Raw genomic sequence first — 12572 nt, 5'->3', positions numbered from 1 at the left:
GAGAGGGACATGCGACTGTGGTTGAAGGTGTTGATGGTGGCGGGGATGACGCTGGCCATCCTGGTGCCGCTGCTGATGGTGCGCGGCGTGATCGGCGAGCGTCAGCAGTATCGGGCCGAGGCGGTGGCCGAGGTCGCGCGCAGCTACGCCGGGGCGCAGGCGTTCGCCGGGCCGGTGCTGGTGGTGCCGTATACCGAGACCGTGCTGGTCGAGGAGGAGGACGAGGACGGCAAGCCGCGCCTGGTCGAACGCGACCGCGACGGGCAATGGGTGTTCTTCCCGCAGACCCTGGAGGTGGGCGGACCGCTGCGTCCCGAAACCCGCAGGCTGGGCCTGCACGAGGTCCGGGTCTACGAGTGGGAGGCGGTCGCGCAGGCGACATTCCGCGCCGCGATCCCGCGCGATGAGGACGGCAGCCGCAATCTGAGGGTCGGCGAGGCGCGGCTGGGCTATGGAATCGCCGACGTGCGCGGCCTGCTGGCGCCGCCGCAGATGCGGCTCAACGGCAACAGCGTCGAGATCGAGGACGGCCTCGGCGATGGCAGCGGTGCCGGCGTGCACGTGAAGCTGGCGGCGCCGGAGCAGGGCGAACAACTGGTGCTCGACACCCGTCTGGAGTTCACCCTCGGCGGCACCGAGTCGCTGTCGCTGGTGCCGCTGGGCAAGAACAACGACTTCGCGATCGACTCGACCTGGCAGCACCCGCGCTTCTCCGGCAGCTTCCTGCCGCGCAGCCGCGAGATCGACGGCAACGGCTTCAGCGCCGACTGGCAGGTGGCCTCGGTGGCGACCAACGCCCAGCGCCAGTACCTGGACGGCCGGCACCTGCCCGAGGTCGGGCTCGATCCGGTCAGCGGCGAGCGCTACATGTTCGACACCTCCGGCTCGCTCGATGCGGTCAGGGTCACCCTGGTCGAGCCGGTCAATGTCTACTCGCAGGCCGACCGCGCGACCAAGTACGGCCTGCTGTTCGTGCTGCTGACCTTCGTCGGCTTCTTCATCTTCGAGCTGGTCAAGCACCTGCCGATCCACCCGATCCAGTACGGCCTGGTCGGACTGGCGCTGGCGATCTTCTTCCTGCTGCTGGTGAGCCTGAGCGAGCACATCGCATTCGGCTGGGCCTACCTGATCGCCGCCGCCGCCTGCATCGGCCTGCTGGGCTTCTACCTCAGCGCGGTGCTGCGCAGCGTCGGCCGCGGCCTGGGCTTCGCGACCATGCTGGGGCTGCTGTACGCGGCGCTGTACGGCCTGCTGGTGTCCGAGGACAACGCCCTGGTGCTGGGTTCGGGCCTGTTGTTCGTGATCCTGGCGGCGCTGATGACGGTGACCCGCAAGGTCGACTGGTACCAACTGGCCGGGCGCCGCGCCGGCTGATGCGCGCGGCTGGCGGCAGGGCGCTCAAGCTGTCCCCCGGGTGAACGAAGGAGTGGCCCAAGGCCCATGGAAGGGCCATCCGGCGGCGCGACGGCGGATTTTGCCGCATGGGCGGTCTCCGCGGCCGGTCCGCTGCCCCTAGAATCGCTAGATGGACGCGCATATCTCCCCCGCCATCCGTGTGGTGTCCGGTCCGGCAATCGCCCCCTACGTCGACGATCTGGCGCGCCTGCGCAGCGAGGTCTTCCGTCAGTGGCCCTACCTGTACGACGGCGATGCCGCCTACGAGGCGAAGTACCTGCAGGTCTATCTCGACTCGCCGTTCAGCGTCGTGGTGCTGGTGCTCGACGGCGACACGGTGGTCGGCGCTTCGACCGGCCTGCCGCTGGTCGACGCCGAAGCGGCCTTCCGCGCGCCCTTTGCCGAGGCCTCGATCGACCCGGCGGAGGTGTTCTACTGCGGCGAGTCGGTGTTGCTGCCGCGCTATCGCGGCCGTGGCTTCGGTCACCGTTTCTTTGAGGAGCGCGAGGCGCACGCGCGATCGGTCGGCGGTTTCGCCTGGACCGGGTTCTGCGCGGTCGAGCGCGCCGCCGACGATCCGCGCCGACCGCCGTTCCACCGCGACAACGACGCCTTCTGGCGCCGGCGCCGTTACACCCCGCATTCGCGCCTGGCGGTGACGATGCCCTGGCGCGAAGTCGGCAGTGGCGAGGTCGGGCACGCCCTGCGCTACTGGCTGCGACCGCTGGAGCGTTCGGTTTGATCGCATCCGCGACGGACACGGCGCCGTCCCCACTGCAGGTCGCCGCCGCCAGGTACCGGATCGAGCCACGGCCGGCCGGCTTCGATTTCGACGGCTTCGCCCGCAAGCAGGCCGACTGGCTGGGCGAGGCGCGCCGGCTCGGCGCGCGCCTGGCGGTGTTGCCGGAGTACCTGTCGCTGGAGCTGGCGGCGGCCTTTGCGCCGGCGGTCCACGCCGACCTGGGCGCGTCGCTGGAGGCGATCCAGTCCCTGCACGCGCCGTGGATGCGGTTGTTCACGCGTCTGGCCGCCGAGCTGGACATGCATATCGTCGCCGGCAGCTTCCTGCTGGCGACCGGCGATGGACGCTATCGCAACCGCAGCTACCGCTTCGCGCCGGATGGCGGACACGACTGCCAGGACAAGTTGCAGCTGACCGGATTCGAGAAGCAGCTCGTTGGTGGCGGGATTGGCCTGATCGAGCCGGGCGACGCGCTCGGCGTCTACCCGGTCGATGGCGTGCGCGCCGGCACCGCGGTCTGCTACGACAGCGAGTTCCCGTTGCCGGTGCGGGCCCAGCGCGAGGCCGGCATGCGGGTCCTGGTCGTGCCCAGTTGCACCGATACCGAGGCCGGCGCGACCCGGGTCCGGATCGGCTGCCTGGCGCGCGCGCTGGAGAACCGCTGTTTCGTCGTGCAGTCGGTCACCGCCGGCGAGGCGCCCTGGAGCCCGGCGCTGGACCGCAATACCGGCGAGGCGGCGGTGTACGCGCCGATGGACGTGGGCCTGCCCGCCGACGGCGTGCTGGCGACGACCCGCGGCGACGCGCGCTGGGCGGTGGCGGCGCTGGATTTCGCCGCATTGGACGCCACTCGCGCCCAGGCCCAGGTCGCCAACGACCGCGACTGGCCCGGCCAGCACGCACCGGCGATCGTCAGGGCGAAGCTGGTGGGCACCAGACCGTAGCCGCAGCGCACATCGGCGGGGCCCGAGGTTTGCGCGGCAAACTTTGGCAGGTATCCGGGCAAGGCCCGGATGCCGCCCCCCTGTAGGAGCGGCGTGAGCCGCGATGAGGCATTCATGGGAAGTCCCATCGCGGCTTACGCCGCTCCTACGGCATCGGGACGTTTGCTCCCGCCCCTTGGTGCGGGGGCGATTCGCGCGCAGCGCGAATGGGGCGTGGAGGCGCACCGGCGGGGCCCGAGGCTTGCGCGGCAAACTTTGGCAGGTATCCGGGCAAGGCCCGGGAATCGCGACTCACGCCGTTCGACCGGTCGCGCCCTTCAGCAGCCTCAGAACAGGCTGACCCCGGGCACCAGCCACAGCGACAACGCGGCCAGCGCGGTGCCGATGCCGGTGGCGGCAAGCACGTCGCTGGGATAGTGCAGGCCCAGCACCACCCGCGACAGCGCCACGCTGGCGGTGAACGGCACCAGCAGCCACGCCAGCAGCGGGTAGTGGGCGCAGGCGACCAGGCTGAAGGCGACCGCGTGCAGGGTGTGCCCCGAAGGGAAGCTGAACTCGTCCAGCGGCGCGATCAGCGCGTGGATGCGGCGGTCGGAGGCGAACGGTCGCGGGCGCCGGGTCCAGCGCTTGAGCAGCTTGTACAGGGTCAGCGCGATCAGTCCGGTCGCGGCCATGTGCGCGGACGCGGCCAGGCCGGCCATGCCGTCGGCAAGCACCAGTACCGCCATCAAGGCGTACCAGAACACCCCGTCGCCGAGTCGGCTGATCGCGGCGAAGTAGCTGCACGACGAGCTGCGCCGTTCGCCCCAGCGGTTGGCGCGCAGGCACCAGCCCGAGTCGCCGTGCATCGCCCCGTCGATCAGTCGTTTATGCAGTGGCAACCGTTGCATCGCGGCTTCTCCTGGCGAGCCCTTCGAGTACGGCATCGAGATCGGCGGCGACCTGTTCGGGTCGCAGCGCGCTGACGGCTTCGCGGCAGGCGCGGGACATCGCCTGCCGCAGCGGTTCGTCGCCGGCGATGCGGACCGCGGCGGCGACGAAGGCATCGTCGTCGCCATCGGCGATCGCGGCGCCGTCGCGGCCGTCGCGCAGGTGTTCGCGCGCGGCGCCGTAGTCGAAGGCGACCGTCGGCACCCCGCTGGCCATCGCTTCCAGGGTCACGTTGCCGAAGGTCTCGCTGCGGCTGGGGAACGGGAACAGGTCGGCGCTGGCGCAGTGGCGCGACAGCGACTCGCCGCGCTGCATGCCGCAGAACACGAAGTCCGGATGCTGTTGCTGCAGTCGGGCCCGCTCGGGACCGTCGCCGATCCAGACGAAGCGGGCCTCCGGGCGCACCCGCTGGATCTCGCGGAAGCTGCGTACTGCCAGTTCGAGGTTCTTCTCGGCGGCGATCCGGCCCAGGTAGAGCACGGCCAGACCGTCGTCGTCGACGCCCCAGCTGCGGCGCAGTCCGGCATCGCGATGGCCGGCGTCGAAGGCACGGGTGTCGACCGCGCGCGGCAGCCGCACCACGTTGTCGAAGCGGTTGTCGCGCAGGAAGCGGGCCAGTTCGTGGGTCGGTACCAGGGTCGCATCGGCGCGGTTGTGGAAGCGGCGCATCCACGCCAGTGCGGGGCCGGTCATGAACGCCAGGCCATAGTCGCGCATGTACTCGTCGAAGCGGGTGTGGAACCCGGCCGCGACCGGAATGCGCAGGCGCCGGGCGGTGCGCAGCGCCGACCAGCCCAGCGGGCCCTCGGTGGCGATGTAGATCGCGTCGGGACGCTGCCGCCGCCAGTGCGCGGCGAGCCGGCGGCCGGCGGGCAGGCCGAAGCGCAGCCCCGGATAGCGCGGCAGCGGCAGACCCGGCACCAGTTGCTCGTGCGCGTCCGCGCGGTCATCGCCGCCCTGGCGCGGACGAACCACGCCGACCTCGTGACCGCGGGCGCGAAGACCACGCTCCAGGCCGCTGACGGTCAGTGCGACGCCGTTGATCTCCGGCGGGTAGGTCTCGGTGACGATGGTGTAGCGCATGCACGCCTCCCCCGGCCCCTCGGCAGGGTTGCGAGCATCCTGAGGCGGACAGGTGTAGTCGTCGTTGCAGTCAGGTGACGCGCGGATGACGCAGGCGCCGGCCGGGCCCGGGCGGTCAGCCGGCGCTCATGAAGCGGGCGCGAAAGCCGGGGCGGGCGCCGGTGCGCGGCGGTCGTCAGTCGGTGACGAACTCGAACGACACGCCCAGTCCCGCGATGTCGCCGGTCTCGCCCTCGAGGTCGGCCTGCAGCAGCGGACGCGCCTCCAGCCAGCGCCGCGACAGGGTCAGCGCCAGATGGTTGCCGTCGACGATCAGGTCCAGCCGGGGCATCGGGTCGGGTTCGTGCGAGCGGTGCATCAGCACCGACAGCCGCAGCAGCGCGGCGCTGCGCCGGGCCGGGTCGAGCAGGCGGTCGGGCAGGGAGTCGAACGCGGATTTGGGAATCCGGCGGCGATGGGTACGGATCAGGGCGGCGAGAAACTGCTGTTGCTGGCGCGAGAAGCCGGAAATGTCGGAGTTCTCGGCCAGGTAGGCGCCGTGCACGTGGTACTGGCTGTGGGCGATCGCCAGGCCGATCTCGTGCAGACGCGCGGCGTGGACCAGCATCACCCGGTCGTCGTCGTCCAGCGCCCAGGCCTCGGCGGCCTGGTCGAACAGCCGCAGCGCGGTGGCCTCGACCCGGCGCGCCTGGCCGGCGTCGATGTCGTAGCGCTGCATCAGCGCGGCGACCGCGGTCTCGCGCGGATCGTGGGCGCCGCCGCGGCCGACCATGTCGTACAGCACGCCCTCGCGCATCGCCGCCTTGCTGACCATCATCCGTTGCAGGCCCAGCGCATCGAACGCGGCTTCCAGCACCAGCACGCCGCCGGCGATCACCGGTCGGCGTTCGTTCGACAGGCCCGGCAGGTCGATGTCGGCGATGGTCGAGGCCTGCAGCAGGCGTTCGCGCACCTGCGGCAGCGCCTCGGCGGTGACCGCGCCCTTGGTCAGCTTCATCGACCGGCAGATCTCGCCGATCGCCTTGCAGGTGCCGGAGGCGCCCAGCACTTCGTTCCAGCCCAGGGCCCGGTAGGCGCCGGTGAACTGCTGGAATTCGGCGCTGACCTCGGCCAGCGCGGCGTTCCATTTCTTCTTCGACAGCTTGCCGTTGCCGAAGAAGCGGCGGGTGCTGGCGACGCAGCCGACCTGCAGGCTCTCGCGTTCGATGGCCTCGAAGCCCGAGCCGATGATGCACTCGGTGGAGCCGCCGCCGATGTCGATGACCAGGCGCAACTGGTCGGGTTTGGGCGGCTGGGCGTGGGCGACGCCCAGGTAGATCAGGCGCGCCTCCTCGCGGCCGGACACCACCTCGATCGCGTGCCCCAGGGCGGTCTCGGCCGGGACCAGGAAACCCTGCGGCTGGGCCAGCCGGCGCACCGTGTTGGTGGCGATCGCGCGCACCCGCTGCGGCGGAATGTCGCGCAAGCGCTGGCCGAAGCGGGCCAGGCAGTCGAGCGCGCGCGCCTTCACCTCCGGCTCCAATCCGCCCTTGCCGTCGAGGCCCTCGGCCAGGCGCACCGTCTCGCGCAGGCGATCGACGATGCGCAGCTGTCCCAGCGTGTAGCGGGACACCATCATGTGGAAACTGTTGGACCCCAGGTCCACCGCGGCGACCAGGTCGCCATCCTTCAGTGGGAGTCGTGCCGCGTGGAGCAGTCCGTTCATGCGGAAATGATCGCCTACCGGGCTGTTGAAGAACAGCCCGGCAGGCCAGTGGCTCATCCGCAGATCGACGCGAGCAGGGCCGACTGCGCCGAGTGCGGCGGATGTCCCGGGTCGGGCTCGAGGCGGGCGTAGCTGCCGTCGGCCTGCAGTTCCCAGGCGTTGAGGTTGTCTTCGAGATAGTTGGTGATGGTCTCGGCGTGCACGCGCGCGGCGATCTCGGGGTCGAGGACCGGGAAGCAGGTCTCGACCCGGCGCAGCAGGTTGCGCTCCAGCCAGTCGGCGCTGGAGCACAGCAGGTCGGGCTCGCCGTCGTTGCCGAACCAGTACACGCGGTGGTGTTCGAGGAAGCGGCCGATGATCGAGCGCACGCGGATGTTCTCCGAGACGCCGGCCACGCCCGGTCGCAGGGTGCAGGCGCCGCGCACGATCAGGTCGATCTTCACGCCCGCCTGCGAGGCGCGGTAAAGCGCGCGCACCACCTGCGGTTCGTTGAGGGCGTTCATCTTGGCGACGATCCGGGCCGGGCGTCCGTTGCGGGCATGCTGGGTCTCGCGCTCGATCCGCTTGAGCACGCCGTCGTGCAGGGTGAACGGCGATTGCAGCAGGCGCTTGAGCTTGATCGCCGGCGCCAGTCCGGACAGTTGCTGGAACACCAGGTGGACGTCGTTGCCGATCTCCGGATGGGCGGTGAACAGGCCCAGGTCGGTGTACAGGCGCGCGGTTCCGGAGTGGTAGTTGCCGGTGCCCAGGTGCACGTAGCGGCGTAGCCGGCCGTCCTCGCGACGCACGATCAGCAGCATCTTGGCGTGGGTCTTGTAGCCGACCACGCCGTAGACGACCTGCACGCCGGCCTCCTGCAGCCGATCGGCGAAACCGAGGTTGGCCTCCTCGTCGAAGCGTGCGCGAAGCTCGACCACTGCGGTCACGTCTTTGCCGTTGCGCGCGGCCTGGATCAGCTGTTCGACGATCGGCGAGTCCTTGCCCGAGCGGTACAGGGTCTGCTTGATCGCCAGCACGTGCGGGTCCTCGGCCGCCTGCCGCAGCAGTTCGAGCACTGGGGTGAAGGCGTCGAACGGGTGGTGCAGCAGCACGTCGCCACGGCCGATCAGCTCGAACATCGCCTCGCTGCCGCTCAGCTGTCGCGAGTGGAACGGCGGGAACTTCAGCTCCGGGCGCGCGACCAGGTCGTAGACCTGGGTCACCCGGTTGAGGTTGACCGGACCGTTGATCCGGTAGACCGCGTTCTCGTTGAGGTCGAAGTTCTCCAGCAGGGTGCGGACGATGTCGTCGGGGCACTGCTCGGCGATCTCCAGCCGCACCGCGCGCAGGTAACCGCGGCCGACCAGCTCATCGCGCAATGCCAGCGCGATGTTGTCGACCTCCTCCTCGTCGACCAGCAGTTCGGAGTTGCGGGTGACCCGGAACTGGTAGGCGCCCTTGACCTCCATGCCGGGGAACAGCTCGTCGACGAAGGTCGACAGCACCGAGGACAGGAACACGAAGTCGTTGGGACCGCCGGACACGCTTTCGGGCAGTTGGATGATGCGCGGCAGCGAGCGCGGCGCGCGCACCACGGCGAGGTTGCCGGCGCGGCCGAAGGCGTCGCGGCCCTCGAGCACGACGACGATGTTCAGCGATTTGTTGAGGATCTTCGGAAACGGGTGCGCCGGGTCCAGTCCCAGCGGCGACAGCACCGGCATGATCTCGTCGCGGAAGTACGACAGCAGCCAGCGCTTCTGACGGGTGTTCCAGGAGTCGCGGCTGAGCACGCGCACGCCGGCCTCGGCCAGCGCCGGACGCAGCACCCCGTTCCAGCACTCGTATTGGGCGCTCACCAGATCGGCGGCGCGGTCGTGGATGCGCGACAGCACGGTCGCCGGCGCCAGCCCGTCGGAACCGGGCAGCAGGCCCAGGTCCTGGGCGTGGCGCAGCGATCCGGCGCGGATCTCGAAGAACTCGTCGAGATTGGTGCAGGAGATGCACAGGTACTTGAGCCGCTCCAGCAGCGGCACCCGCTCGTCCTGGGCCTGAGCCAGCACCCGGAAATTGAAGTCCAGCTGCGACAGCTCGCGGTTGAAGTACAGGGAGCCGTCGTACAACGAGGCCACGGGCGGCGTGTCGCTGGGCAGTGAGGGTTCGGTGGCGTCGTTCATTGGCTTTCCTGGCAGGGCGGGGCCGCGGGCGGTCAGCAGGTGGAGGTGGTGCGATCGTCCCGGGCCGGGTCCGCGGCGTCGTCGCGCCGGCGCACGTGCGACGGCCCGAAGCGGCAGGAGAAGACGCTGCCGCGGCCGACCTCGCTGGCGATCTCCAGGATGGCCTCGTGCAGGTTCAGCACGTGCTTGACGATCGCCAGGCCCAGGCCGGTGCCGCCGCTTTCGCGCGAGCGGCTGGTGGACACGCGATAGAAGCGTTCGGTGATGCGCGGCAGGTGGTTGGCGGGGATGCCGTAGCCGCTGTCGGCGACCTGCAGCACCGCGCCGCCATGGTCGTCGGCGCGCAGCGCGATCTGGATGCGGCCGCCGGCGGGGGTGTAGCGCACCGCGTTGCTGACCAGGTTGGAGAACGCGCTGTGCAGTTCCTTGCCGGAGCCGTACAGGTCGAGGTCGACCGCGTCGTCGACCTCGATGTCGTGGCGGCCCTGGCTCAGCGCCAGCGCCTCGCGGCGCAGGGTGTTGAGCATCGAGGCCATCGACACGACCTCCTCGCTCTGCAGCCGGTCCTGCGATTCCAGCCGCGACAGGGTCAGCAGGTCCTCGACCAGTTGGGTCATGCGCTGCGACTGCCGTTGCATCTCCGCCAGCATCGGCGCCCAGTCCGGCTGCTCCTCGGGGTCGAGCATGTCGAGATAGCCGTGGATCACGGTCAGCGGCGTGCGCAGCTCATGGGACACGTTGGCGACGAAGTCGCGGCGCATCTGCTCCAGTTGCAGCAGGCGGCTGACATCGCGCGCGACCAGCAGCCACAGGTTCTCCGAGTACGGGATCAGGCGCAGGCTGAGGGTGATCGCCGGGTTCAGCGGCGACATCGTCTCCAGCGCCTCGGCATTGCGTCCGGCGGCCATCCAGTGCGCCAGCGGCAGCGGCTGCAGGCGCTGCACCAGCGAGGTGCCGATGTCGTCGGGATAGCGCAGGCCCAGCAGGCGGGTGCCGGACTCGTTGAACCACTGGATGCGCTGGCTGTTGCGTTCCACCACCACGATCGCGTCGGGCAGGGCGGTGGCGGCGGCCCGGTAGGCGCGCAGCATCTCCATCAGCCGCCGTTTGCGGCCGCGCATCTCGGCCTGGCTGCGGTACAGCAGGCGGTCGAGTTCGTTCCACACCCCCTTGCCGTTCGAGGGGGCCAGGCGCTGGCGCGCGGTCAGCCGGGTCAGCACCTTGCGCAGGCGCCAGTAGTGCCAGGCGACGACGCCCAGCGCGGTCGCGGCCAGCACCGGGAACAGTTGGCCCACCAGCAGGCCGGCCGCGGTGGCGGCGGCCAGGATCAGGACCAGCAGGCCGAGGGTACGTAACCAGGCGGAGCGAGCGCGGGGAGGCATGGGGCAAGTCTAGTTGTTGTCGGTCCGGCGCGTGGCTTCGGTGGGGGTGGCACGGGCTGCGATCGCAGGCGCGGGTAGGGCTTGGTCGCGGCTCGCGCCGCTCCCGCGGTGTCCCCGTTCAGGCCTCGACCGAGGCCGAGAACCGGTAGCCGGAACCGCGCACGGTCTGCACCATGCCGTCCAGGCCGTGCGGTTCCAGGGTCTTGCGCAGGCGCCGGATGTGCACGTCGACGGTGCGCTCCTCGACGTAGACGCTGCCGCCCCATACGTGATCGAGCAGCTGGGTGCGCGAGTACACGCGCTCGGGGTGGGTCATGAAGAAGTGCAGCAGGCGGTATTCGGTGGGACCGATCTGGACCGGCTGATCGCTGGCGAACACCCGGTGGGCGGCGCCGTCGATGCGCAGGTTGCCGACCGCGACGCTGCCGTCCTCGTCGTCCTCGCGCGAGCGCCGCAGCACCGCGCGGATCCGCGCCAGCAGTTCGCGCGCGGAGAACGGCTTGACCACGTAGTCGTCGACGCCGGCCTCCAGGCCGCCGACACGGTCGTTTTCCTCGCCGCGGGCGGTGAGCATGATGATCGGAATCTCGCGGGTCAGCGACTCCTTGCGCCAGCGCCGGGCCAGCTCCAGTCCGCTGGTGCCCGGCAGCATCCAGTCGAGCAGGATCAGGTCGGGCACGCGATCGGCGATGGCGGACTGCGCTTCACGGGCGTCGCCGGCATGGACCGGTTCGTACTCGCCCTTGCGCAGGGCGAAGGAGACCATGTCACGGATGGCGGGTTCGTCTTCTACGATCAGGATGCGCTTCTGCACGCGGTCACCAGTGGGGGTTGATGCGAGCCATCTCGGAGGCGCGCCGGCCTGGCGGCTTTCCGAGCCGACGGAGTCCGGCCGCGGCCGGTTCCGGCTTCGTGGGGCGCATGCGGACCGGGTCCGCGGCGCGTTCACGGCTGCGGTGCCTCCGATCTCCAGCGCCGGGTCCGCCCTCCGAAGCGGCATCAGTAGACTACGGTTTTGTGACTGTCGCGTGACATCGTGAGCCGCCAAGCGGCGGTTGTCCGTACCAGAGGCCCTTGCGGGGTACGGAAATCCCCCTCCGGCGCGGCCTTTGTTCCGGATAGGGCCTTGGGAGCGCGGCGTAAGCCGCGACATGGCTTTCCCATGAAGGCCCATCGCGGCTCACGCCGCTCCTACGACACCAAGGCGCGTGACGAGAGCGCAACGGTGAGGCCCGAGGTATGCGCAGCAAATTTCGGGGATTCCTGGGCGCAGCCCGGGGATCTCGGCTTGCGCCGCTGCCATAAGAGAGGCTGGCGGCCGGTTCGCGCGTAACGGACCAGGTTACGTAGGAGCTGCGTGAGCTGCGACTCCAATCTTCCGGGCAGGGTTCCATCGCGGCTTACGCCGCTCCTACGGGGCAAAGGCTCGGGGCCCAACCTCCGGGCGCAGCCGGATATCGTTCCCCCCTCAGCGCTTGCGCAGGTCCTCGTCGCGGATGCCCTGGCGGCGCAGTTCGAGCACGGTCGGGGTGATCGCGGCGATCCGCGAGTCGATCCGGGCGCGGGCGTAGTAATCCAGGTCGTCGCGCTTCTTCAGGTTTTCCAGGCGGACCAGGGCCAGTTCCGGACGCCCGTTCAGGTAAGCCGCCTCGGCATAGGCCTCGCCGGCGCGGACCGGGTCGCCGGCGATCTCGCAGGCGCGTGCGAAGACCTGCTGGAACTCCGGATCCTCGCCCGAGCGCGCCAGCAGGGGGCGCAGCACCGCCTGGGCGCGCTGGCCGGCCTCGCGGGTGTCGCGCTCGGCCAGGGTGCGGGCATAGGTGAGGGCGATCGCGCGGTCGCCCGGCGCACGTCGCAACAGCGATTCGAAGCGGCTGTCGGCGGATGCGTGCTTGCCGCTGCGCGCCTCGGCTTCGGCCAATGCCAGGGTCACCCAGGTGTCGCCAGGGCGCTTGGCGAGCAGGTCCGACAATGCCCGCGCGGCTTCGCCGGGGCGGCTGGCGCGCAGCAGCGCGATCGCGCGTCCGTATTGCTGCGCCTCGCTCAGCCCGCGGCTGCCGGCGATGCCGTCGTACTCGCGCAGGGCGACGCTGGGGGTGCTGGCGCTGAACACGCGCAGGCGCTCGCGGGCCAGGTCGTAGAGGCCGGTGCCGCCGGCGGCGGAAGTGGCGAGCAGGTTCGGCTTGAGATTCTGCGGCAGCAGGGGGTTGAGGCTGCCGCCGGTGTCGTAGCGGGGCT

General features: G+C 70.5%; 10 protein-coding genes. 3 read left to right on the top strand and 7 right to left on the bottom strand.

Annotation, left to right across the window (positions count from 1 at the left end; all coding sequences use genetic code 11):
* Positions 1-9 precede the first annotated feature (9 nt).
* The 3 genes from creD to FKV24_RS12000 all read left to right on the top strand — a co-directional run bounded on the left by creD (position 10) and on the right by FKV24_RS12000 (position 3081).
* Positions 10-1374: a cell envelope integrity protein CreD gene (gene creD / locus FKV24_RS12010; RefSeq protein WP_141482543.1), complete on the top strand. Its 1365-nt coding sequence runs from the start codon at positions 10-12 to the stop codon at positions 1372-1374.
* Between the two features lie 151 nt (positions 1375-1525).
* A complete protein-coding gene (locus FKV24_RS12005) occupies positions 1526-2137 on the top strand; it encodes a GNAT family N-acetyltransferase (protein ID WP_141482542.1) in 612 nt (203 codons plus the stop codon).
* A 32-nt stretch (positions 2138-2169) separates the two neighbouring features.
* Positions 2170-3081, top strand: coding sequence for a nitrilase-related carbon-nitrogen hydrolase (locus FKV24_RS12000; protein ID WP_141482556.1), 912 nt, complete (start codon positions 2170-2172; stop codon positions 3079-3081).
* 326 nt (positions 3082-3407) lie between these two features.
* Here the strand turns inward: FKV24_RS12000 and FKV24_RS11995 are convergent, their stop codons facing one another.
* The 7 genes from FKV24_RS11995 to FKV24_RS19310 form a co-directional block, all read right to left on the bottom strand.
* On the bottom strand, positions 3408-3929 hold the full coding sequence (locus FKV24_RS11995) for a phosphatase PAP2 family protein (RefSeq protein ID WP_111266047.1): 522 nt from the start codon (positions 3927-3929) through the stop codon (positions 3408-3410).
* Between the two features lie 19 nt (positions 3930-3948).
* Entirely contained in the window at positions 3949-5094 is a 1146-nt protein-coding gene (locus tag FKV24_RS11990; protein WP_111266048.1) for a glycosyltransferase family 4 protein, read from the bottom strand.
* 175 nt (positions 5095-5269) lie between these two features.
* A complete protein-coding gene (gene ppx / locus FKV24_RS11985) occupies positions 5270-6799 on the bottom strand; it encodes an exopolyphosphatase (RefSeq protein WP_141482555.1) in 1530 nt (509 codons plus the stop codon).
* A gap of 53 nt (positions 6800-6852) precedes the next feature.
* On the bottom strand, positions 6853-8952 hold the full coding sequence (ppk1, locus tag FKV24_RS11980; RefSeq protein ID WP_111266049.1) for a polyphosphate kinase 1: 2100 nt from the start codon (positions 8950-8952) through the stop codon (positions 6853-6855).
* A 32-nt stretch (positions 8953-8984) separates the two neighbouring features.
* A complete protein-coding gene (gene phoR, locus FKV24_RS11975) occupies positions 8985-10334 on the bottom strand; it encodes a phosphate regulon sensor histidine kinase PhoR (protein ID WP_141482541.1) in 1350 nt (449 codons plus the stop codon).
* 118 nt (positions 10335-10452) lie between these two features.
* Positions 10453-11148: a phosphate regulon transcriptional regulator PhoB gene (phoB, locus tag FKV24_RS11970; RefSeq protein ID WP_111266051.1), complete on the bottom strand. Its 696-nt coding sequence runs from the start codon at positions 11146-11148 to the stop codon at positions 10453-10455.
* 654 nt (positions 11149-11802) lie between these two features.
* Positions 11803-12572, bottom strand: a 770-nt coding sequence (locus FKV24_RS19310; RefSeq protein WP_343200240.1) for a tetratricopeptide repeat protein, incomplete at its 5' end; no start/stop codon positions are given.

The sequence above is a fragment of the Marilutibacter maris genome (assembly GCF_006546735.2).
Classification (GTDB): Bacteria; Pseudomonadota; Gammaproteobacteria; order Xanthomonadales; family Xanthomonadaceae; genus Marilutibacter; species Marilutibacter maris.
This window is presented reverse-complemented; position numbering and strand designations above follow the sequence as displayed.